The sequence below is a fragment of the Maridesulfovibrio sp. genome, assembly GCF_963666665.1.
Taxonomy (GTDB): Bacteria; Desulfobacterota; Desulfovibrionia; order Desulfovibrionales; family Desulfovibrionaceae; genus Maridesulfovibrio.
In genome coordinates this window covers 2,788,211-2,809,785 of record NZ_OY762999.1, presented here as the reverse complement: position 1 = coordinate 2,809,785, position 21,575 = coordinate 2,788,211, and the positions used below count along the sequence as shown (strand labels likewise).

18 protein-coding genes are annotated in these 21,575 nt (G+C 47.8%); 3 read left to right on the top strand and 15 right to left on the bottom strand.

Annotation, left to right across the window (positions count from 1 at the left end; all coding sequences use genetic code 11):
* Window positions 1-2 precede the first annotated feature (2 nt).
* The 11 genes from ACKU40_RS12880 to ACKU40_RS12830 are packed head-to-tail and all read right to left on the bottom strand — an operon-like array spanning window position 3 to window position 11,025.
* Entirely contained in the window at window positions 3-1,232 is a 1,230-nt protein-coding gene (locus ACKU40_RS12880; RefSeq protein WP_320173197.1) for an ATP-grasp domain-containing protein, read from the bottom strand.
* Between the two features lie 3 nt (window positions 1,233-1,235).
* Window positions 1,236-2,441 (bottom strand): methyltransferase domain-containing protein, encoded by a 1,206-nt coding sequence (locus tag ACKU40_RS12875; RefSeq protein ID WP_320173196.1) that lies wholly within the window; start codon window positions 2,439-2,441, stop codon window positions 1,236-1,238.
* The gene (locus tag ACKU40_RS12870) at window positions 2,441-3,985 is read right to left on the bottom strand and encodes a TIGR04372 family glycosyltransferase (RefSeq protein WP_320173195.1); all 1,545 of its coding nucleotides are present in this window, start codon (window positions 3,983-3,985) and stop codon (window positions 2,441-2,443) included. Before ACKU40_RS12870 ends, ACKU40_RS12875 begins: the two co-directional genes overlap by 1 nt.
* A gap of 7 nt (window positions 3,986-3,992) precedes the next feature.
* Window positions 3,993-4,922: a transketolase family protein gene (locus tag ACKU40_RS12865; protein WP_320173194.1), complete on the bottom strand. Its 930-nt coding sequence runs from the start codon at window positions 4,920-4,922 to the stop codon at window positions 3,993-3,995.
* Window positions 4,922-5,752, bottom strand: a complete 831-nt coding sequence (locus ACKU40_RS12860) for a transketolase (protein WP_320173193.1) — start codon at window positions 5,750-5,752, stop codon at window positions 4,922-4,924. Before ACKU40_RS12860 ends, ACKU40_RS12865 begins: the two co-directional genes overlap by 1 nt.
* A gap of 9 nt (window positions 5,753-5,761) precedes the next feature.
* Window positions 5,762-6,511: a 3-oxoacyl-ACP reductase family protein gene (locus ACKU40_RS12855; protein ID WP_320173192.1), complete on the bottom strand. Its 750-nt coding sequence runs from the start codon at window positions 6,509-6,511 to the stop codon at window positions 5,762-5,764.
* A gap of 6 nt (window positions 6,512-6,517) precedes the next feature.
* Window positions 6,518-7,432: a class I SAM-dependent methyltransferase gene (locus tag ACKU40_RS12850; RefSeq protein ID WP_320173191.1), complete on the bottom strand. Its 915-nt coding sequence runs from the start codon at window positions 7,430-7,432 to the stop codon at window positions 6,518-6,520.
* A 19-nt stretch (window positions 7,433-7,451) separates the two neighbouring features.
* On the bottom strand, window positions 7,452-8,453 hold the full coding sequence (locus ACKU40_RS12845) for an acylneuraminate cytidylyltransferase (RefSeq protein WP_320173190.1): 1,002 nt from the start codon (window positions 8,451-8,453) through the stop codon (window positions 7,452-7,454).
* Entirely contained in the window at window positions 8,443-9,129 is a 687-nt protein-coding gene (gene pseF / locus ACKU40_RS12840; RefSeq protein WP_320173189.1) for a pseudaminic acid cytidylyltransferase, read from the bottom strand. The genes ACKU40_RS12845 and pseF overlap by 11 nt, the downstream gene beginning before the upstream one ends.
* A 14-nt stretch (window positions 9,130-9,143) precedes the next feature.
* Window positions 9,144-9,830 (bottom strand): phosphocholine cytidylyltransferase family protein, encoded by a 687-nt coding sequence (locus ACKU40_RS12835; RefSeq protein ID WP_320173188.1) that lies wholly within the window; start codon window positions 9,828-9,830, stop codon window positions 9,144-9,146.
* A gap of 19 nt (window positions 9,831-9,849) precedes the next feature.
* Window positions 9,850-11,025, bottom strand: a complete 1,176-nt coding sequence (locus ACKU40_RS12830) for a CDP-glycerol glycerophosphotransferase family protein (RefSeq protein WP_320173187.1) — start codon at window positions 11,023-11,025, stop codon at window positions 9,850-9,852.
* Between the two features lie 267 nt (window positions 11,026-11,292).
* On the opposite strand from ACKU40_RS12830, the gene ACKU40_RS12825 reads away from it, so the two are divergent.
* Window positions 11,293-11,721: a PACE efflux transporter gene (locus tag ACKU40_RS12825; RefSeq protein WP_320173186.1), complete on the top strand. Its 429-nt coding sequence runs from the start codon at window positions 11,293-11,295 to the stop codon at window positions 11,719-11,721.
* 59 nt (window positions 11,722-11,780) lie between these two features.
* Here ACKU40_RS12825 and ACKU40_RS12820 read toward each other — a convergent pair whose 3' ends face one another.
* Window positions 11,781-12,908: a hypothetical protein gene (locus ACKU40_RS12820; RefSeq protein WP_320173185.1), complete on the bottom strand. Its 1,128-nt coding sequence runs from the start codon at window positions 12,906-12,908 to the stop codon at window positions 11,781-11,783.
* Window positions 12,909-13,063: 155 nt separating this feature from the next.
* On the opposite strand from ACKU40_RS12820, the gene ACKU40_RS12815 reads away from it, so the two are divergent.
* Window positions 13,064-13,987: a DMT family transporter gene (locus ACKU40_RS12815; RefSeq protein WP_320173184.1), complete on the top strand. Its 924-nt coding sequence runs from the start codon at window positions 13,064-13,066 to the stop codon at window positions 13,985-13,987.
* Window positions 13,988-14,800: 813 nt separating this feature from the next.
* On the opposite strand, the gene ychF is transcribed toward ACKU40_RS12815, so the two are convergent.
* The gene (gene ychF, locus ACKU40_RS12810) at window positions 14,801-15,901 is read right to left on the bottom strand and encodes a redox-regulated ATPase YchF (protein ID WP_320173183.1); all 1,101 of its coding nucleotides are present in this window, start codon (window positions 15,899-15,901) and stop codon (window positions 14,801-14,803) included.
* A gap of 325 nt (window positions 15,902-16,226) precedes the next feature.
* On the opposite strand from ychF, the gene ACKU40_RS12805 reads away from it, so the two are divergent.
* Window positions 16,227-17,642, top strand: a complete 1,416-nt coding sequence (locus tag ACKU40_RS12805) for a mannose-1-phosphate guanylyltransferase/mannose-6-phosphate isomerase (RefSeq protein ID WP_320173182.1) — start codon at window positions 16,227-16,229, stop codon at window positions 17,640-17,642.
* Window positions 17,643-17,660: 18 nt separating this feature from the next.
* Here the strand turns inward: ACKU40_RS12805 and ACKU40_RS12800 are convergent, their stop codons facing one another.
* Together ACKU40_RS12800 and ACKU40_RS12795 are read right to left on the bottom strand one after the other, a co-directional pair.
* Entirely contained in the window at window positions 17,661-20,789 is a 3,129-nt protein-coding gene (locus ACKU40_RS12800) for a CHAT domain-containing protein (RefSeq protein WP_320173181.1), read from the bottom strand.
* Entirely contained in the window at window positions 20,786-21,448 is a 663-nt protein-coding gene (locus tag ACKU40_RS12795) for a hypothetical protein (protein ID WP_320173180.1), read from the bottom strand. The genes ACKU40_RS12800 and ACKU40_RS12795 overlap by 4 nt, the downstream gene beginning before the upstream one ends.
* Window positions 21,449-21,575 lie beyond the last annotated feature (127 nt).

Below are 21,575 nucleotides of genomic sequence, written 5' to 3'. Positions count from 1 at the left end.
AATTAAACAGTAAGGATTCTAATGGAAGCAACAGCCGCTTCCACTTGTTTGATGGCTTGTTCACGGGTTTCAGCCCTTGCCATGACAACTCCGGCTCGGGCCGGATGGCTGGTGGCCGGGGAAATGGTTTCGCCGACAGCTGTGCGTATTTCCACCATGCTGATTCCGTCCATGGCCCGCGCTTTATCAACACCCTCTATGGCTGTCACCTTACCCGGTTTGGGGAAAATGTAACGCTGGGCTACGCCTTTTTGGAAGGATGGGGTCATAGCCTCGGGGGCAGGTGTTTCGCCAAGAGCCAGCCTGATGGCAGTACCAGTGAAATCAACTCCGGTATTCCATGGAATTTCATGGGAGCAGAAGTAGCCCCCGGAAAGACGGGCGGCCATTTCAATGACATAGGGCTTCCCGTCATGCACCACCATGTCACCTTTGAACATGGAATTTTCAATGCCGAGGGCCATAGCCGCCTTGCCGGAAAGATCTTTTACCGCTTGTTGCGTATTCTGGTCCAGAAAAGAGGGCAGGTCTCCACCGTTTTCAATTATGTTTGGTGCGAAGCGGTCCAGAAATTCATAGTTGCGGTCCGAGAAGCCGGGGCAGAAAGTCTGTCCGTTGACCACAAATCCCTCGGTGCTGATCTGCGGGCCGTCGAGATGTTTTTCCACCATGACCCGACCTGTCGGGGATTCTTTTTTTGAGCATTCAAATGCCCATGCGGGGTCGGGCATATCTGTTGAACCGTAAACAAGACGAAGCACCCCGCGTGCGCCCCGGCTGTCCACGGGTTTGATGACCAGTGTTTCCCGACGTTCATCAAGAATTCTGGTCAGTTCCCCGGCGCTGAAAATCTCCTGATACCACGGGATGGGGATGCCTTGTTCTTTGAAACGGTCCTTCATGGCTTTTTTGTCAGTTGCCAGACGGGCTGTTTTCGCGTTGACCGCAGTCAGTCCGAAATGATCCGCCACTGCCGCAACGGTTCCCGGTGCATCCACCGCCGCACAGATGACCCCATGCGGTTTGCCGCCTTTTTGGGACCAATTGGTCAGGGCGGCAACCGTTATTTTCGGGGTGTAGACACAACCGATGACTGATTCATGGGCGTGAGCGAATCCGGGAGCCTGCGGGTTGGCGTCTACTGCCACCACATGCAGTCCCATTTCATTTGCCCTTTGCAACACTGGAATGGATTCCAGTCCGGCACCGATCACGAGGAGTGTCTTTTGCATAAATTAAGCCGGTTTACGGCAGACCATAAAGGTGTTCTGGCCTTTGGGATCATCAGGGAAGACAATGCGTCCCTGTTTGATGCCCGTGGTCTGCATGATTTCAAAATGTTCAGAGCAAAGCCCGCTGATTTCCTGCAGGGAAAATTCGTGCAGGTGCTGGGAATTTACCGGGATATGTCCAAGGCTGTTCTGGGGGGTGCTCAGGATAAGTAAGCCTCCCGGTTTGAGAACCCTTTCCATTTCTTTGAAGAAAGGTGCGGGATTGACGTGTTCCACTGTTTCGAAGCTGGTCACCGCGTCAAAAGATCCGTCTTCAAAGCTAAGGGAGGTCACATCTCCGGTTTGGAAGGTGATGTTGTCGAAGTACTTGCCGGATGAGGCTAGACGTACGGTTTCAATGTCGAGGTCGGCGGCAACTACTTTTTCAGCCTTGCCTGCCAGCATCCTTGCCCCGTATCCGGGACCGCAGGCACAATCAAGAACCTGCGCTTCGGGACTGATGTAGTCCAGGGCCAGTTCATAATGGAAGCTGAGTTGGTCTCCGGCACTGATAGATTTGTGTTGTCCGACATTCATGTTTCCGGCAGTATATACCTGTTCTGCGGTTTCACGGCATTTCTTGAGCCATTGCTCGCTCACGGCAGGTCCGGTTACGCGGGCGCATTTGAATTCTTCAGCTTCGTTGAACATGAAGAATTTTGGATGGATACAATACGGTGCACCGTTGGGCCGCTCTTCAAGAATGGAGAGCGCTTTTTTGAGTGCACTCAGCCTGTAGATATCGGAGGTGAGCTGGATGGGGAAATCGTCTTCGGTCTTAACGCAATCCAAACCTTCTTTTTCAGCTTGTGAAAGCATGGTGCGGGCGTGATCGGCCAGCCAGCCGAAGTGCAGTCCATCCACCCGGATGAACAAACTTTGTTCGTCAACATTTTCCAGAGCCGCAATCATGCGTTCCAGAGGACTGTCGTCGTATCCGTAAAAAACAGAAATTTGATGCTCCGGGAACATTGCCGGGATTTCGTCAAGTTTGCCGCCACGGTCAAACTCCGGTGCAATGATTCGAATATCCGCTGCGGGAAATTCTTTGAGTGCGCTTTCAACAGTCAGGGCCACTACCGGGCGTCCGTCTACATCGTTCATGCACCAGTCAGGTGCTCCGCTCCAAGCCCTTGATGCGGCTTGTATCAGAATAATCGGAGTATCCATCAGCTGTCCTTCGAGTTAAAGAGTTCGTCCGCGTGTTTTTTAAGGAAATATGCACTGATCGGAGTTTCAAACCGAGTATTGTAGTTTGAGACTTTCAGGTAAGATCGATAGTCCTGCTGCAACTTTGCCTCAGCAATAGTTGTCTTCCATTCACCGCTTACCCGTAGATGCATTTCCTTAATAGCTTCCAGCAGTTCGTCTTCTGTATTGTCAATAACCGTAAAATCTGAATCTGCAAAGTTTTCAATGGGCCATTTGCTGATTCCGGCGTCGATTGTTTCGGAAATACTCAAAATTCGTCCTGATGATTCTGAACGAATGAGTTTGAACAGGGCAAGGTCTTCAGGGGAGCAGTAATCGATGACTTCCAGACGGGCGACATTGACCTGCAGGCATGGAATTCTGAAGGTGTTGCAAATGTGCATCGGCCCGCTGGGGACTCCCGTAAAAAAAACACATGTGGCAGGTAGATAAACGTCCATGAAATCATTTTGTTTTCCGCTGCATGCGTAATCCGTAAAATTTGGATGATCGATTTCAAGCGGTTCCTGCACAATGGAACCGATTCTGATCACGTTGTAGCCGAGTCGCAGCAGTTCTTCGGCTCCGGCTTTGAAGGTGGAAATATCCATGTTGCGGGGTTCCTGCATGTCCCCGTCACTTCCGGGCATAGTCTGTTGCAGGAAAGCGGAGTCGCGGCCGAGTAAACAGACGTGCGGACGATCAGGATCAAGTCCAAGGGCGGCAATTTCCCGTCGGCCTTGTTCCTGTTCCGCTGAAGTGAAATTTACGTGGGTCTCAGTCTGTTGGATCAGGCATTCGTAATCCCGGCCAAGAGCGATAGTCCGGGTGTTCAGTTTCAGCCCGTGCTTATCCGTGAGGTTGAAGTAATTTACCGCTTCCAGCAGATAACGGTGGTTATTGCTGATATGCATCTTACGGGAGAAAAGCTTCCCCAGTGTCTGGTTAGCAACTTGCCCATCTTTGAAGTAGAAAAGGTCAAGGTAACCGTCATGGCGGCCCAGTTCTTTTTCAGAAAGGTATAGTTCGCAATCAAGGGCCAGATGGCCCAGCCGGGAAGAGTAGATTTCGCTTACCCGCACAGGCTTAAAAATGGAGACAGCTTTAATCAGCAGGGCAAGTGCACCAAGCCCTGCCCATTTTCCGATTTCTTTGATCAGTCCGTTTTTTAGACTTGGATCGGCTGCGGATAGTTCATTTCTGACACAGGTCTGAATGCGTAGATTGTAGAAATTTGCGTAAAACGAAACTGCACGGACCACGTTGTCATGGTCGTAGGTCATACCGCAGACAATGACGGTTTTATGAGGTCTGAAGGTGAGGATTGCTTTCAATAACGGCGGGAGAAGTGGGTGGAATGTTCCGGAGAAAAAAAGGGTCTTTTCGCCGTCAAACGCACCCCGGTCACGCTCGGGAAGTAGCAGCAGCACTTCCGTTCTGTTGAGGTCCACGCTGTTAAGGAAGTTCCTGATGTGGCACAGCTGGGCAGTGCCGATTATGAGCAGACGTTTCCGGTCAGCCATTGTGCTCCTATTTCCGTTTCAGGATCCGGCGTACCGCATTTGCGATATCCTCGGGCATGAGCCCGTATTCACGGGCAAGGTCTTCCGGTTCCCCGGAGCTGCCGAAAACATCATCAATTGCCACCCGTTCCACCGGAACCGGATGGTTTTCACAGACTATTTCCATAACAGCTCCGCCGAGGCCGCCGTATTTGTTGTGATCCTCGCAGGACACAATGGCTCCGGTTTCCTGTGCGGCCTTAATGACCGCTTCTTCGTCCATGGGTTTGAGCCAGCTCATGTTCAGTACGCGACAGAAAATACCTTCTTTTGCCAACTCTTGTGCTGCCTTCACGGCCCGGTGAACCATAACGCCCACAGCCATGATGGTGCAGTCTTCGCCTTCAACAAGAACTTGAGCTTTGCCCGGTTCAAAATCTGTGTTCGCATCAAACACATCGGGCAGGGGGCTGCGTCCGGTGCGCAGGTAGAGCGGACCGTGGGTGTCCAGCAGATAGGGCAGTACAGCTCGAAGTTCAACAGGATCAGCAGGTGAGACCACGGTCATGTTGGGGATGGCCCGGTAGATGGAAATATCTTCAAGTGCCTGATGGGTAGCCCCGTCCGGTCCTACATCAAGGCCGAGATGGCTGGCGGCGATTTTCACGTTGAAATCAGGGTAGGCTATTGAGTTGCGGGCCTGTTCCAGTGCACGCATGGAAGCAAAGACCGCATAGCAGGTCACGATAGGAATGATTCCTGACTCCGCCAGTCCCGCAGCCATGGAAAACATGTTCTGCTCCGCAATACCGCATTGTATGAAACGGTCCGGGTAGGCCTTGCGGAAATGGTAGGTTCCGGTTCCCCCGGCAACGTCGGCATCAAGGACCACGAAATCGTTACGGATGGCGGCAAGCTCCACAAGGGCCTTGCCGAATTCGTCTCGCATATTCTGCATTATTCCAGCTCCTCGCATCCGCATTCGCGCAGGGCACATTTTCTTTCTTCTCCGGTGGGGCAGAGGCTGCCGTGCCATTTGGGAACGTTCTCCATGTATGAAATCCCTTTGCCCTTGACCGTATGGGCGATAATCATGGTCGGTTTGCCCACTGTTGTCCGCGCACGGTAGAAAGCGTTTTCAATTTCGCGGAAATCGTGGCCGTCAACTTCAATTACCTGCCAGCCGAAAGCCTTGAATTTGTCGTTCAGCGGTTCAAGGGCGGTAATGTTTTCGTTAAGGTCATCGCTCTGAAATTTATTGTAGTCCACTACGGCAACGATGTTGTCCAGTTTATGGTGGGCAGCGAACATACAGCCTTCCCAGATCTGGCCTTCGTTCAGTTCCCCGTCTCCGAGCAGTACATAGGTTCGGTTGTCTCTTTTGGCCCGTTTTGCTCCCAGAGCGCAGCCCAGAGCGAAAGAAAACCCCTGTCCCAGAGAACCGGAATTGAATTCCACTCCCGGTGTTTTGATTCGGTCCGGGTGGCCTTGCAGCATGCCGTCGGCGTGACGCAGTTTCTTGAATTCTTCCTTGGAGAAAAAACCCTTTTCTGCCAGTGCTGCGTAGAGGGTAAGGCAGGAATGGCCTTTGGAGAGAATGAAGCGGTCCCGGTAGAGATCAGTCATATTTTCAGGGCTGAAATTCATTTCATTGGCAAAAATCCAGCTGACAACTTCCACGCAGGAAAGCGAACCGCCCGGATGGCCTGATCCGGCATAGCAGTTCATGGTGATTATGGATTTGCGCAGCTCGGCGGCGAAATTTTCTAGTTCCTGATACTGGGACATTTCTTCTCCTTAAAAATAAAGTCCGCCGTTGACGTTGATGGTCTGGGCGGTGATGTAGGAACTTTCATTGGAAGCAAGGTAAGCAACGCTGTCCGCAACTTCTGAGGCTGCAGCAAAACGTTTAAGCAGGACATTCTCTGCGGCTTTCTGTACTGCCGGATTCTGCAGGCCTGCATCAGCCATATCCGAGATCACCAGACCTGCGGCAACGGTATTACAGCGGATATTCCACTGGGCACCAAAGCGAGCGGCTACCTGAGTCATGGAAATAAGTCCGGCCTTGCTTGCTGCGTAATGGGCTGTGCGCGGTCCGCCGTACTGACCGCTGACCGAACCGATGTTGATCACGCTGGATCCTTTGCTTTTCTTGAGCAGGCCAAGGCAGCGCTGGGTGCACAGGAATGGGCCTTTCAAGTTTACTGAAAGGATGCGGTCCCATTCTTCAGGAGTGATCTTGTCGAAATCCTGCGGATCATTGATCCCTGCATTGTTGACCAGAATATCAAGTCTGCCTTCATTGGCGGTGATGTCGGCAACAACGGCGTCTACGGAATCAGCATTGCTGACTTCAAGCTGCATGATGCGCGCGGTTCCGCCTTCTTCGGAAATTTCCGTTGCGGTCTGCTGGGCGCTTTCGCGGTCATTGACCCAAGTCAGGATCACCTGCGCGCCTTCGGCAGCAAGCTTGTGGCTGATGGCCTTGCCTATTCCGCGTCCTCCGCCTGTTACCAGCGCGATTTTATCTTTCAGTCTTTGCATGTATTTTTAATCCTTTTTGCCTGCCATGAGTACCGCGTGGCGACCGAATCCGGCCTCGGCAAAACAGTTATAGAGCTTGTCGAGAACATCGCGGTTGCCGCTACGGGTCAGGTTCAGCTCCAGCTCTTTGCGCATGGCGTGGCATTCGCGGCCCAGTTCCGGCTCGTTCAAATAGTTTTTGCCCATGAGCAGGAACAGCTCCATGGGAAATGAAATTTCGTAGTGCAGCGGTTCAAAGCCGATTCGGCGCACCAATTTCTCAAGAGAACTGCGGTTAAAGAAATTTATATGATGCGGGGGAGCGAGCCACCATGGTTTTTCGTCAAAGTTCTCGCTCATGATCTTTTGCAGTCTGTTGTAATCATTGGGAACGCCGATAACAATCAACCCGCCGGGGTTAAGCACTTCGCGGCAGAGAGAAAGCATACCAATAGGGTCGGGCAGGTGTTCGAGGACTTCCCAGAGGTGCACAACGTCAAACTTTCCGATGGAGTCAGCACACTTTTGATCAAAAACACCGTGTATCACATCAAGTCCGATGGAATTGCAATAATCAACGGCCTTGTCTGATGGTTCTACGCCTTTGACCTGCCAGCCCATATCTACTGCCTGCTTGAGGAAAAAGCCGTTACCGGAACCGATATCCAGAATGGAGCCTTTACGTTTAAGCTGCTTTTCAATCGATTCCAGACGGGCTTTGTTGGTTGCTTCGTGCCAATCAGCATCTTCCAGCTGGTGCTGGAGCATGAGCGGTTTGTCTTTGATGTGGTACTCGTGCTTGTAGATGCGTTCCAACTCTTCTTCATCGGGAATGGGAATGATGTGCTTGAAACCGCAGCTTTCGCAATGAATTACATCGAAACCGTCAACGGAATGCAGCACAATGCCGCTATGGTCGATCCAGCATTTTCGGTCACTCAAAATTGTGCTCCAAGCGTATTTAAATGGCGTTCATAATCCGGGATGCGATATTCACAGCCCCTTGTCCGATCCCTAGTCCGGCAGCTTTTGCAGCCATGGACTCAAGTGAATTCTGATCGGAAATGAAATTTTGCAGTTCAAGTGCCAGTTTCCGGTCAGATATGCGGTCATATTTTCCCAGTGAAACCGCTGCTCCTGAGGCATGCAATGCCGATGCCGAGCGGGCATGGTCTTCGCTCAGGCAGAGTAGCAGCTGCGGGACTCCGCAGGCCGCCAGCTCATAAGCGGTCATGCCGAAAGATGCGATTGCCGCATCGGCCTGCAGCATGGGCAAGGACATGTCCTTTATATCATGCAACAATTTTACTCTCTTTCCGTGCTCTACCGTTATCTGGTCGATTTTGTCCAGATTATTGAACATAGGGCCGATTACAATTTCGGCCCGCCATTCTCCATTCACTGATTTCAGGGCCTGCAATATTTTCAAGGTCAGGGCGTGGGGATCGCTGCCGCCCATGGTTATTAAAATTTTGGGAGAAGAATGAATCGGCTGTGACTTTTCGGGAACCCGGAACTCCTTGCGCAGCGGGATGAATTCCCAGCCGCGATGGATGGTTCCGCAGAATCCGTCCCATCCAAGTTCATTAAATTGGGGAACAGGCGGGTAGAAGGCCAGATCGGTGTGCAAACGGTTGGGAGTTGGATCATCTATGGATACCAGCAATTTTTCGGCTGTCTTTGAGCGCTGGAAGAAAGAATAAGCAAGGGGAATACGCAGGTCGAGGACTACCGCCCCTTCATTGCTGAATTCCCAGAGGTCAAAGTCGCTGACAGGAATGGTTTCGAATCCAGCAGCATTGATCCTGTCTTCCGCTTCGGAAGCACCCCGGAATCCGAAAATAGAATCGCGTCCAAACTTGTCGCGCAGGGCTGAAGCAATTGCCAAACATCGCCCTGCGTGGCCGAATCCGGTTTGCGGTCCGGCTTCACAGAGAAAAAGAATTGGGCCGCTATTTTTCATTATGCATGAAGGCTTGGTAGAGCCGTTCGGCAATGTGCCAGTCTTCTTCGGTGTCGATATCCACCACCATATAACGGGGCAGGAAGTAGGGCATGCTGAGACCTGCTTTACGTTCTGCTGGAAGATCCGTCAGTTCGATCCAGTAAAACTGGGCCGCGTCATGGAAGAAAACAGGCAGATCCTGCGAGCGGCAGGGTGCATATTCGGGAAAGGCGTATTCTACACCTCCCTGATCATTTTTCTTGAAAGAGCGCAGGATGGGATAAGGAAATTCCGAAACTCCGAGTACACAATTGGCCCGGTGTTCGCGCAGCATCTTGTAGCCGCCGCGAATGTTCTTAGCGGTAACAAAAGGATTGGCGAAGAACTGGCAGTAGCGTTGCGGTTCACCCCAGTTCTTTTTGACCCAGTCTACAGCATGATCAATAACCGGTTGGGTGGGTGTGAAATCGTCGGCCAGTTCTGCAGGACGCATGAAGGGTACTTCGGCCCCGTATTCGCGGGCTACTTCAGCGAATTCCTCGCTGTCCGTACTGACTAGAATATGATCAAAGAAGCCGCTCTTGCGGGCGGCTTCAATGGTATAGGCAATAAGTGGTTTTCCCAGAAAAGGGCGGATGGATTTTTTGGGAATGCGTTTGCTTCCGCCTCTGGCCGGGATAATTGCTACCTGCATATGTCTTCCAATTTTTACTGGTCGGCTCTGAGGAAAGTCTTTTCCGCAAACTTCCAGTCTTCCTCAAAGTCCACTTCAACGCATGCGTGATCGGACACATCCACGGGCTTGAGGTTGACTCCGTCCTTGATGATAAATTCCAGACCCTTTTCAAAGTAATCCTGATCCTCACAGCGTCGCAGGGCTTCTTTATAAAGGGCTAGATCCTTTTGCTTAACAATGTTGATACCTACAGCTTCACCTTCTGCATTGACCACCTGCTTGGAGATTTCGGTAATGTATCCCTTGTCGTTGAGTAAATACTTGATTTCTTCTTCGCCGCAGGATTTGCGGTCAACAGCGATGCGGCTTTCATTTTTTGCTTCATCGAGGAATTTTTTCAAGACCGGCTTGTCGAAAACAACGTCGCCGTTGGTCCAGAGGATGTCGTCATCAAGGTTTTCCACAGCCTTGAGCAGGCTTTTGGAGGTGTTGGTGATGTAATAGTCGGGATTATACTTGTAAAAGACTTCCGGAAACTGTTCCATGATCAGGGTCATTTTGAATCCAACAACTACGATAATTTCTTCTACCCCCAGTTCACGCATGAGCCGGATCTGGCGGCCGAGAATTGTCTCCCCGTAAGGAAGCACAGAAAGTGATTTTGGGAAAGGTCTGCTCAGCCTGCTACCGATTCCTGCTGCAAGAATAACTGCTTTCATGATCTGCCCCCTTTGCGGGTTAAAGATAGTTGGCGATTATGTGTTCACCCAGCCTCTGCGCGGCCTTTCCATCGCAGTGGGTAAAGGAAAGTTCTCTCAGTTTTTTTCGCTTTTCTGCATAGTCATCTGTATTATTTATCACGATCTCTTCAAAAGCGGTATAGAGATCATCTTTGTTTTTGACTTTTCTGCCCGGGGTCATCTCGTCATAATCGTAAAGGAGTTCCCGGTTCTTGGTTACATAATCTTCAAAATCGTATGGGTAGAAGATCATGGGGCGGTCCAGAAGCAGGAAGTCGAAATAAATTGAAGAGTAGTCGGTCAGCAGTGCATCACAAAGGGAGAGCAGCGGATAAGCATCGCTCTTGGGATTCATGAGCACAATATTCGGCGGCATCTGAACCTGTCCGATGCTCAGGTACGGATGAAATTTGCAGACAAAAAGGATGTTGTTCTGCTGGCAGAACTGCGAAAGCTTACCGAGGTCGATAGCCCCATCTTCAAACGGCCCGCCGCCGAGATCTCGGAAGGTGGGCATGAAGAAAACCACCTTGCCGCCTTGTTTGCGGAATTTAACCATCTCAGCATATAGATCGCGGTCGGCATTGATCATATCATATTTGCCGGGACGGCGCAGGAGCACATCGTTGCGTGGGTATCCGAATTCCAGAAAATCTCCGGCCTTGAAAGCGCGTCCGAAAGCAGTCTCGGTGAAGTAAGGTGAAGTGGAGAGCACTGCATCGTAGCCGGAATAGGCAAAGGAAAGATGCTCGGCTTTTTCCGGGTTCATGTTCACCGATGAGTGGATCTCCGGGAAGCCGATAGCCTTAAGCGGGATGCCGTGCCAGAGTTGGATGGATGTAGCTTCGCAGAGTATGGCCCAGAGCTGTTCCTGTGTTTTCCAGCTGAAATCGTCACTGACTACCAACGAAGCCTTTGTCATCAGGGCAAGGGTCTCAGTGTCATTTATCCACAACGCAGGCAGCCCCTGCTGTTTCAGCAGGTCCGCTTCTTTTTTATCAAAGGACAGGAAAAAACATTGCAGTTCGGGCCTGTGCTGCACGCAATGGATAAAGAAATATTTGACGTTATCAATGAAGTATCCGCCTGCGCGCCCGAAGAACAGGGCCAGATTTTTCTGTTTGGGGACCGATGCTGATAATTCCCGCAGTTTTTGCAGTTCGTCTTGTTGCATGATTTCGCGCTGTCCGTTTTGATCCGGTTTAAGTTCAAGAGGAAAAAATGTGTGTTTTCTGACACCTGTGAACAGTTTATTCAATTTAGGTGCCAAAAACAATGCAAAGCTTGAACATATCTGGAAATCAGTCTGCACAACACATTACTTTTACTTATGGTTCAGGCAAGTAACTATTGTTATAATTTAGTATCATTCTGAATTTTAAGGTAATGTTTTTAGATAATCCTCTTGAATCAGCTGCAGCTCAGCTGTACCCTCAGCTCCATGAGAACTACTTCTGACAGAATCAGGCACACCCTGTTATTCGAAATTATCGGACTTTGCACCTGTACCCCGTTGGCTTCGTGGATACTTGATAAGGACCTGAGTCGGATCGGTATCATGAGTCTTGCCATTTCCATGACCGCCATGGTTTGTAACTATCTCTATAACCTGATTTTTGACAAAGTGCTGGTGGCCTTGAAACGTCCGGTCAATGTACGCCCCACATGGATGCGTGTATTGCATGCCGTCCTTTTTGAGCTTTCATTGCTGACCATCACCTTGCCTTTTGTTGCATGGTGGCTGGACCTGAGCATCTGGAATGCCCTGATCGCTGATATCGGGTTTGCGCTTTTCTTCCTCGTTTACGCCTTTGTGTATAACTGGGTGTACGATATTGTCTTTCCCATGCCGGTGGCGGATAGCGTGTAATATTTTAATAGCGTTCATAATAGAAAAAGGGTGGACCGAAAATCAGGTCCCCCCTTTTTTTATTTGTTTCGGCGAAACATATTTTTGAATTTTCCAAATTTCTTGCCAGCCTTTTCTTTCACCGTTTCCGGTTCAGGCTCAGGTTCTTTCTGCTTGTTGCTCTTGAATGTAGCAAAGCGGGCCACTTTGCCCACCTGTTGCGCCGAATATTTGGCCGCCTTGCTGGTGGCCTGAAATGCTTTGTCTGTAGAATCCACAACCTTTTTTGCGGCGCTGGCAGCCTTTTCTCCAGCTGCTCCGGTAATGGTTTTAAGATAGGCGGTGGTGATGGTTTTGGTGGAGCCCATGGCGATGGAAAGAAGCATGCCCGCTGCTTCGCGCAGGACGGCTCTGCGGTAGCCCGGAGAATTTTTCTCTGCATGGAAGTTGAAATGACCACGGGTGATGATGCCCACGCGCAGGGCAAGAAAAGCGTTAGTTGAGCCGTCCAGAATAGAGGCGGTGACGATTGAGGTCAGCCCGCTGGCACCGGGAATCATGCCCAGTGCCGAACCTGCCAGTACCGGGGACATGATCGCTTCGATCTGGGCTTGAATATCAAGTTCTTCCACTGCGCTGGCAAAAAATGCCGTGCCCGCAACATTGGCGTAAACCGCAATCATATCCCGCATTGAGGGGCGTTGGTTGTAAATCTTGGATACATCCCAGACCAGCTTGGTCAGAGTGCCGAGTACAATGAGTGAATCGAGCTGACCGTTCTGGGAAATGGCCGTGGAAAGGAAAATCCTTGAGGCCACGGTTTTCATCTTCTGGGTAGATATACGGTCCAGATGCTCAAGGGTAATGTCGAGCTCTTCGGTAGTGGAAAGGGGTAGTGCCGCTTCGCGGATATATTTATTGGACTTTAATCTCTTACGCAGCTTGCGGATGAATTCACGCTGTTCTGATGGAGTAGGATTGTCGGGCATGACCAGCGGTCCGGGGCGGAACATGTAGATGACCAGCGGACTAAGGCAGATGGCTAGAAACAGACCGCTCAATCCGAATAGCACGTAATCACGTGATGCCGGAAAGTAGACTGCGCAGAGTTGGGCCAGCCCCGCAATCTGGTTGAGCATGAACAGGATGAATCCGCCAAGCAGGAAAAGCAGCAGGGCGGTAATGAGTCGCGGCAACACCTTGGGCATATATTTGATCCTCGCTGTATTTGTATTGTTTTCAATAATTGTATCTATCCGCCAGCCATTGATTACGTCAAATTTCTCTTTGCATCTTTTCTATGTTGAAATATTGTGCCTCACCGTATTCCTCGTGGTTATTGTATATATTGAAGGATAGAAAAATGATTAAACTTAAATCATCCACAAGCCTTGGTATCGCTCAGGTTCTTTCCGGGGCGGCGCTTATTTCCCTTGTGGGTATTTTCATAAAGATAATGGTCGTTGATTACGGCCAGCCCATTTTTGTGGTCACTTTCTGGCGTAATCTGTTTGTGTGCTTTATGCTCATGGCCGGGTTGCGTATTTTCAAGCCGCACAAGCTCAAATTCGAGCGCGAAAATCTGGGATTGCTGGCCGTATATGGTGCGGTTTTGACCGGGATGAACGGTATCTGGGGAGGATCGGTATATTTCAATGGAGCCGGAGTCTCTACTGTGCTGGTTTATCTCTCTGTTCCGTTTACCGTGCTGGCGCAATGGGCTTTAGGGGGCGAAAGACCGAACCTGCGTATTTTGCCTTCAATTTTATTCTGCCTGATAGGTTGTGCTCTGGTCTGTGGAATTCATGGAGTGTCCGATTTTTCATTGACTCCCATCGGCATGTTTCTGGGTTTGCTTTCCGCAGTCTTTTTTTCCGCCTATGCGTTGCTGGGTCGGGAATGCACAAAGCGGGGCCTTAGTTCATTCAGCATTATGATGCATGTTTTCGGCATTGCCGCCGTTTATATGCTGATTCTGAATGTCTTCGCTCAAGGATTAATTCCCGGTACTGCCCCGAATCCTGCATCTATCCTAATGCCCGGGGTAGACTGGAAGGGCTGGGCCTGCATCCTGACCTTGGCTATCGGTCCGTCAATGACCGGTTGGACCTTGATCACTGCCAGCCTGAATCATCTTTCGCCGTCAGTGGTTAACATCCTGCTGACCGTAGAACCCATGATGACCGCGCTGGTAGCCATCCCGGTGCTCGGCGAATACATGACGCTGGAGCAATGGGGAGGATGTTTCCTGATTGTGATTGGGGTTATTGTTTTGAAGAAAAGATAATCTGTCCAGCGCAGGTGAAAGGAAAGCTACGTTGCTTTGTTTAGGAGGTAATAGTCAGGTGGAGAGGTCGTTTAGATGGATCATAAATCACAGAATGTTGCTGACTTCATTCTTTTCATCAATATGCCATTTTCTTCTGTATCTGATTAGTCCGTACCCGGGAGATAATCGATTTACGATAATGTTTCCACAGCAAGAAGTCGCGGGAGTCTTTTTCGTCGCAATTATATGTTTTTGGGGGCTGATTTATGATCGATTTAGGAGTCAGGGGAAAGATGATGAAGATTGGTACTGGGGATATAACGAATATATAGTCTTATTGGGCATACATTTATTCTTTCTACTGCCTTTTGTGGGTAGTGTTTATTTAGGTGTTCTGGATGAGCATACCTTATGTCTTATTTTTAAATATTCAGCTGTTGTTGCATTTTTTGTGTTGCCTGTATGTATATATTGTCTCCGTTCTTATCTTTATACTTTTGCACTAAATGTCTTGCCTTTAAAGATTGGTTTTAAATGGGGTATACGAAATTTATCTTTTTCTTTTATTGCTATTCCATGGTTCCCTTTTTGTGTTTATTATACTTTTATAAACAATAAACATGAAGGTAATGAGTCAGTTCATGTAGGAATTATGTTTTTAATTGTTATGACCCATCTCTTTATAGGATACATATCGATATTCTTGTTGCGGTACAGTGCAAGAAATAAACATCAGTGAAGGCGATGACTATGAAATAGAAAGCCGCAATATCTATAAAGATATTGCGGCTTTGATTTTTTTATGTGTGGCTTCGGTTTTCAGGAGGCAAATTAAACATTAAACAGGAAGTGAATAACATCGCCGTCTTTAACGATGTACTCCTTACCTTCTGAGCGGAGCACTCCGGCTGCGCGGCAGGCTGCTTCGGAGCCGTTCTTTACGTAATCATCGTAACCGATAACTTCTGCGCGGATGAAGCCGCGTTCAAAGTCGGTGTGGATGGCTGCGGCTGCGCGGGGGGCCTTGTCGCCGTCATGGATGGTCCATGCGCGAACTTCCTTAACTCCGGCAGTGAAGTAGCTGATCATGCCCAGAGTGTGGAAACCGGTGCGGATGATCTTGGCCAGACCGGACTCGGTTACACCGTAGGATTCGAGGAATTCGTTGTATTCCTCTTCATCGAGACCAACCAGTTCTTCTTCCATCTTGGCGGAAATTTTTACGAATTCAGCGCCGCGCTCTTCAGCAAGAGCTTTGACCTTTTTGACGTAGTCGTTGTCCTCGGTGAGACCTTCTTCGTCAACGTTGGCGCAGTAGATCACGTTTTTGGCGGTGATCAGGCGCAGGTCGCGGAGCATTTCGGTCATGATGTCTGTTTCGAGGTCTCCGTATGTGTTTACGGGGTTGCCTTCGTTGAGATGTTCAAGCAGCTTTTCCGCTTCAGCAATTTTGGGGCCGAGGGTCTTGTCGCCCTTGATCTTTTTTTTCATGCCCTCGATGCGGGTATCCAGAGCCTGCACGTCAGCAAGGATCAGCTCGGTCTCGATGATTTCGATGTCGCGCATGGGATCAACAGAGTTGGCAACATGGATGACGTCGTCGTTGTCAAAGCAGCGTACAACGTGGAGGATCGCCTGAGTTTCGCGGATGTTGCCGAGGAATTTGTTGCCGAGGCCTTCACCCTTGCTTGCGCCTTCAACCAGACCAGCGATGTCGATGAAGTCAACAGTGGACTGCTGTATGCGCTGGGGTTTAACCAGCTCGGCCAGCTTGTCGATGCGTCCGTCCGGGACGGGTACAACAGCCTTGTTGGGTTCGATGGTACAGAAAGCGTAGTTCGCGCTTTCCGCGTTCTGGGCCTTGGTCAGGGCGTTGAAAAGTGTGGATTTACCGACGTTGGGCAGTCCCACGATACCGATACTGAGAGCCATAATAAATTCTCCTAAAAAAATATAAATTCCTCTCCACGCCGCAAACATCCCGTACATGCAACGCTGGTTGCATGAAAAAATTAATTTATCCGGGATATTGTGCCGTGAAAGGTGAAAAATCGTTTTCTTTATCTATAAAGATAATATCACGTGTTGCGGCCCCTCAATACCCGTCTTTGCGGGGATGGGCAAGTGTTGAGTTTGCCTTGTAACTCTGCCCATGATGCCATGCGTTTGCACACTTTTGTTGAAGCGTGTATTTCTATAGTCATTGTGAAAGTAAATATTTTTCTATTCTAGTGTATTAGCGTAAGCAGGATAAAGTATGATTGTACCAGTTATTCTTTCCGGAGGCAGCGGAACCAGACTATGGCCTCTTTCGCGCAGGAACCATCCCAAGCAGTTGCTGAACTTGGTCGGGAAACATTCCCTGCTGCGCAATACTGTTGAACGGGGCTGCAATTTGAATGGAGCGCAGGCTCCGGTAGTTGTCTGCAATGAGAGTTACCGATTTATGGTTGCCGAGGAGTTGCGGACAGTCGGAATTGAGCCGGAAGCTATTTTTCTGGAGCCGCAAGGCCGTAATTCGGCTCCGGCTATTGCTGTTGCGGCTTTTCATATTCGTAATAAATATCCTGATGCCCTCATGCTGGTTATGCCTTCAGATCACGTCATCCGTGATCTTGAAAAATTCAATTCAGCAATTCTTTCAGGCGTAGAGCCTGCCCAATCTGGCGAGATTGTACTTTTCGGTATTGTCCCGGACAGGCCGGAAACAGGCTACGGTTATATCCGCACTGACGGTGAATTTGAAACCATGATTCCGCAAGCGGTGCAGGGCTTTGTTGAAAAACCGGACCTTGAGACAGCGAAATCGTATCTTAACTCCGGTGAATATCTTTGGAATGCCGGGATATTTGTGTTCAGACCTGATGTTTTTCTTGAAAAACTGGAACAGCTTGAGCCTGAAATGTACTCCGCCTGCCAAAATGCCATTGCAAAAGCGCACACTGATCTGGATTTTGTGCGTCTTGATGAGGAAAGCTTTAAGTCCAGCCCTGCCAAATCAATAGATTATGCGGTGATTGAAAAGGTGGATAATCTAAGCGTTGTTCCATTTGACGGCGGCTGGTCCGACATCGGTTCGTGGGATTCCTTAATGAATGAAAGGGAAACCGATTCCGCCGGAAACGTGGTTTCAGGAGATGTGCTGGCGAAGAATGTAGGCAATAGTTTTCTTCATTCGTCCGGCAGACTGCTCGGTGTTGTCGGTGTGGCTGACGTGATTGTTGTCGAAACTGCGGACGCAGTCCTTGTGGCCGGACGGGAACACGGACAGGATGTTTCCGGGCTGGTTGAGGAGCTAAAAAAGCAGGGCCGCACGGAAGCGGAGAATCATTGCAAGGTTTACCGCCCATGGGGATCATACGAAACCGTGGACAGCGGGGACAGGTTTCAGGTCAAAAGAATTGTTGTTAAACCTGGAGGGGTGCTCTCCCTGCAAATGCACCATCACCGCGCCGAGCATTGGGTCGTGGTTAAGGGTACTGCGAAAGTAACAGTCGGTGAGAATGAAATTTTATTACAAGAAGACCAATCCACCTATATCCCACTCGGAACCATGCATCGCTTGGAAAATCCCGGCAAAATTGATCTTGAGCTTATAGAAGTCCAGACCGGTAGTTATCTGGGTGAGGATGATATTCAGAGGTTTGAGGATGTTTATGGGCGGTCTGTGTAGAGGATTTGTTGGTTGAATTCATATGAAAAGTAAATAGGCGAAGAGCTGGTGCTCTTCGCCTGTTTTGATTTGGAATTGGGCAGTATTTGTTGTTTTACCTTTCTTTTTTTGCTCTTTCTTCTTCGCACGCTTTAAGCGTATGTGAATTGTTTTGTCGTGTGAAATTTTAAGAGTGGCATTTTGGGTCTCATATCCTTTGTGAGACACGTTCACGGTATATTTTCCGGTAGGAAGCCGTAGATACGGGGTGTTGCGTTTGGGAGTGCCGTAAATTTTAATTTTTGCATCATGGGGGGTAGTGTTTATTCTAACCCGATACTCAGGATTGATAGCACGTCGGGGAGATCCTATAAGTTTGAATGATGCCCAGTGATAAGGACGTCCATATTCAATGAGTGTGTCAACCTGAGCTTTTTGTAACGCTTGGTCTTTGGGGTATTTTTTCAGATATTTGTAAAACTTTCTCATTTGGTAGCTGGTGGATTTATCATCAACCTTCCAAGATGAAGCCAGCAGGGATTTAGTCCCGGCAAAGAATACTGCTCGTTGTAAACCTATAAGCTCGTCGCCTCGATTGTATTTGCTAATACCTGTTTCACATGCTGAAAGTGTGACTAGAGATGCGTGCCAATCGCATCCGAAGAGTTCAGTAGCCCTAAGTGTGCCGTCGTTTTTTTGGTCAGGACTAAGGTATAACTCGGAATTCATCGGGTCCTTGCCATTGAATGAACCATGAGTTGCAATGTGAATGACATTGTACTCATCAGATTTTTCTTTAATTATGGTTTCTGTCCCGTTGTTGCCAATGCATATTGTTGAATTAGTTAGTATCTTACCGATGCTTAAGGCCTCTTTCTCTGCAAAAGGTAAGTTCTTTGTGGGGTTGCCTATAATAAGTGCCTTTCCGTTATTGTTACCGATTTTGTTTTCGACAATGGACAATACCGTAGTGCTGGGAGAATATGATATTGAGTGCTTGAGGACTAAATAGCCTTGGCGAGATTTAAGTGCGTGGAACGGTAAATAATGCAGGACCTTATGCGGCACAATTATCAATCTTTTACATTTACTTATTTCTCTGCCTATAGGCTCTATCAGTATATTGTATAGGTTCCTAGCGTGTTTATTTCCGTATTGTTTTTTAAGGATGGCAGTTTTGAATTTGGCTATTTCGCGGCATAGTTCCTTGTAATCAATTTCCTTTACTGTACAGGTAAGTCCAGAGTTTTTTATTGTTAAAATAGTTAGTTTGTTGCCATTCAGGTAGTATTCAAGGATAGCTGTCCCCGGTTCAATTAAATCTTTGGCTTGTTCTATATTTATGGAATTTACATTGGACAGAGAGTATATCTCTTTTGCCGTTTCTTTGTTTACATTTGACGATAGTTTTTTGATCCCACGAAAATTAGTTGTAATGAGTTCCAGTTGGTCATTGCTTTGCAACCCAGACTCCAGGATACTATCCAGTGCTAGGTTGTTCTTTGCGTATCCATTGGAGAGAGCATTTTGGGCTCGATCTTTTAACTTGATGTCGTTCCCAGCAATTATATCCAAAAAAGCTCTTGATTTGGAGCGCTCAATATATTCGAAAGCGCGATCAAGTTGTTTCAGCTCTACCAGTACTTGTACTGTTTTGCCGTATAGTCTTTCTTTCAGGCCGAAAAAGTTAACTTTCTCTGTTTCAGACTGAATTGTGATTCTTTGCTTTTCTACAATTTTGATGGCTTCATCGTATTGTCTGTAGGCTTGTTTGTTAAGTCCACTGTGTGCATATGCGTCACCTACGGCCGATAGGTAATTGATCATTTCATATTTGTTTAGAAAACGGTTGAGCTTGAGGGCGTAGGGAGACATCGCCTTCTTGAGCTGTTCAGGGTTATCTTCATCAAGTTTATCGAGAGGGGAAAGTACTTGCGAATTCAAAACCGCATCTCCTGCTCCCCAGTCCAGCTCGTCTCCGGATAGGGAGATATCCAGAGCCGTTTCAGTCAGTGAGGTCGATGTATGCCCCTGTGAGGATATAGCGATATCGCCAGCTGCTCCAGCAATGACAAGTCCTACTTTGGCGATTATTACTCCGGCCTTGGCCAATCCGGACAGGAATGACTTGGTGGTTTGGCGAGTCTTATTGGTTTCCTGTAGTTTGTTGCTATAATAGTCGCGCAAGAGTCTTTCGGCTTCCTTGTAGTCAAACAGTATTTGTTCATCTAATTGGTCGATGAGGGTCATTAACTGTTTATGGTGAATCAGAGCCTGTCGGGGCTTTTGATCTTCAAGAAGGGCTAGAACCAGCCAATAATTCATCTGACAATAGCGTATAAGCTCTTCTTTGCTGGGCTGGCTGTTTGTGCGAAGTGCAGTGCTATTTGTCTGTATAATTGCATTAATTAACAGTTCGTTGTCCTCTTGGGAGGATAGTAGTATTGGTGAAGCGGCTTGAGCTTTTAGGTACTCTCGCTCAAGTATCGAATACTCAGGAGAGAAATCGATCAGATTAACGTAGGATTTGAAAAGGGCAAAATTTAATTTGTTTGAATTTTCATAATGAGGTTTGGCAAGAATAGGCCTGCCCAGTTTCTGCTGGATGAAATCTGTTCGACTTTTTATTCTTTTACCTAATTTATTGAAATCAGTTTCACGGATGGAATTTATAAACTTATCTGGAAAAACGAAATCCATTTTCGATTTGTTCAGGAATGATCCTCCTGGGTAGAAAGTATAGAAAAGAAAACGATAATTATTAAAGTAAGATGAGACAGGGAGTTCCAGTAGTCCTTTGGCTTCAATTTTTTTATATAATTTGTTTGTGAGGCTGTTCAGTTCAGAAGCTTTTGTGAAGTCTACCAGACCATAAGTATATACTTCCGTCAGATCATCCATAATATAGAGCCTAGTTTCTAATTCGGCGTATTCATCTTTACTTTCTTTTGCCCTAGTCTCCATTAGCAACAATTCATGTTCCAGTAGATCCGTCAGGTTGTTATATTTTTTCTTTTTTTTGAAGTAGCTGACAAAGGCATGAAAATCAGCTGGACTGAGTGAAGTTTCTTTTTTCCATGCACATTGATCATTTGCGGCATTGGCTTGAGAGGCGAAAAGGATGATTATGATTGAGAGAATGAGTCGATCAAGTTTGAAAATTTTCATTTTGTTCTGCCTTCTAAAGCTGTTGCGAAAATTTTTTCAGAAAGATGAAGTGCGGTTACGGAGAGTAATGTGCGCTGAATACAGAAATTTTCGTTGTGTTCACCTATGAAGTGAACCGGAGTATGAATCGGGTCAGACTGGCGTTTTGATTCTTCGTGGCTAAGGATGCTACGTCGCAGCAACTTAAAATCATTACCGTCAAGAATGAGGATTTCGACTTTCAGAATAGCAGAGTCGGATACTGAGGCAGTAATAATTCTGCCTAAAATTATTAGGTCAAAGTTGTTCTTCGAAATACCGTGCAAATTTTCAAAAAAGTTCAGGTTTATGTGGTTAACTTCTGCCCAAATTTTTAGGTTGTTGTGGAATATCTCCATATACTCTTCTGGGATGAAGTAGCCATTGTCATAATCTGGTTCATCCTCAGCACAGTAAAACTCTGCAGTCATAACCTTTTTGTTCACTGGCAATTTGAATCGTGAGGAATCCGGCAAAGGTAGGAAGTTTACAATAGCTATTTTTATATCAGGGTATAGCTTTTCATCTGGAATCGTATTTTGGTGAGAGATTCTTAGTGAGTTGAATACGTTTTTTTGACATCCAGTAACGCTAAATAGGAGAGAGAATAAGAGAAGAATCAATAATGGTTTGTTAGTCATGTTTGTTAGTCTAAGTAGTGTAGCTTGTTAGTGTTTTTAATAATATCGTAGAGATTTTAGTTATCATAATTTTGCACGGAATAAAATACTAATTATTTATTAATTCTTATGGACAGAGAATAATTCC

Excerpts from the sequence above, each read along its gene's own strand:
- ACKU40_RS12880 (WP_320173197.1), bottom strand. The coding sequence starts at position 1,232 with ATGCAAAAGACACTCCTCGTGATCGGTGCCGGACTGGAATCCATTCCA.
- ACKU40_RS12875 (WP_320173196.1), bottom strand. The coding sequence starts at position 2,441 with ATGGATACTCCGATTATTCTGATACAAGCCGCATCAAGGGCTTGGAGC.
- ACKU40_RS12870 (WP_320173195.1), bottom strand. The coding sequence starts at position 3,985 with ATGGCTGACCGGAAACGTCTGCTCATAATCGGCACTGCCCAGCTGTGC.
- ACKU40_RS12865 (WP_320173194.1), bottom strand. The coding sequence starts at position 4,922 with ATGCAGAATATGCGAGACGAATTCGGCAAGGCCCTTGTGGAGCTTGCC.
- ACKU40_RS12860 (WP_320173193.1), bottom strand. The coding sequence starts at position 5,752 with ATGTCCCAGTATCAGGAACTAGAAAATTTCGCCGCCGAGCTGCGCAAA.
- ACKU40_RS12855 (WP_320173192.1), bottom strand. The coding sequence starts at position 6,511 with ATGCAAAGACTGAAAGATAAAATCGCGCTGGTAACAGGCGGAGGACGC.
- ACKU40_RS12845 (WP_320173190.1), bottom strand. The coding sequence starts at position 8,453 with ATGAAAAATAGCGGCCCAATTCTTTTTCTCTGTGAAGCCGGACCGCAA.
- pseF (WP_320173189.1), bottom strand. The coding sequence starts at position 9,129 with ATGCAGGTAGCAATTATCCCGGCCAGAGGCGGAAGCAAACGCATTCCC.
- ACKU40_RS12835 (WP_320173188.1), bottom strand. The coding sequence starts at position 9,830 with ATGAAAGCAGTTATTCTTGCAGCAGGAATCGGTAGCAGGCTGAGCAGA.
- ACKU40_RS12830 (WP_320173187.1), bottom strand. The coding sequence starts at position 11,025 with ATGCAACAAGACGAACTGCAAAAACTGCGGGAATTATCAGCATCGGTC.
- ACKU40_RS12825 (WP_320173186.1), top strand. The coding sequence starts at position 11,293 with ATGAGAACTACTTCTGACAGAATCAGGCACACCCTGTTATTCGAAATT.
- ACKU40_RS12820 (WP_320173185.1), bottom strand. The coding sequence starts at position 12,908 with ATGCCCAAGGTGTTGCCGCGACTCATTACCGCCCTGCTGCTTTTCCTG.
- ACKU40_RS12815 (WP_320173184.1), top strand. The coding sequence starts at position 13,064 with ATGATTAAACTTAAATCATCCACAAGCCTTGGTATCGCTCAGGTTCTT.
- ychF (WP_320173183.1), bottom strand. The coding sequence starts at position 15,901 with ATGGCTCTCAGTATCGGTATCGTGGGACTGCCCAACGTCGGTAAATCC.
- ACKU40_RS12805 (WP_320173182.1), top strand. The coding sequence starts at position 16,227 with ATGATTGTACCAGTTATTCTTTCCGGAGGCAGCGGAACCAGACTATGG.
- ACKU40_RS12800 (WP_320173181.1), bottom strand. The coding sequence starts at position 20,789 with ATGAAAATTTTCAAACTTGATCGACTCATTCTCTCAATCATAATCATC.
- ACKU40_RS12795 (WP_320173180.1), bottom strand. The coding sequence starts at position 21,448 with ATGACTAACAAACCATTATTGATTCTTCTCTTATTCTCTCTCCTATTT.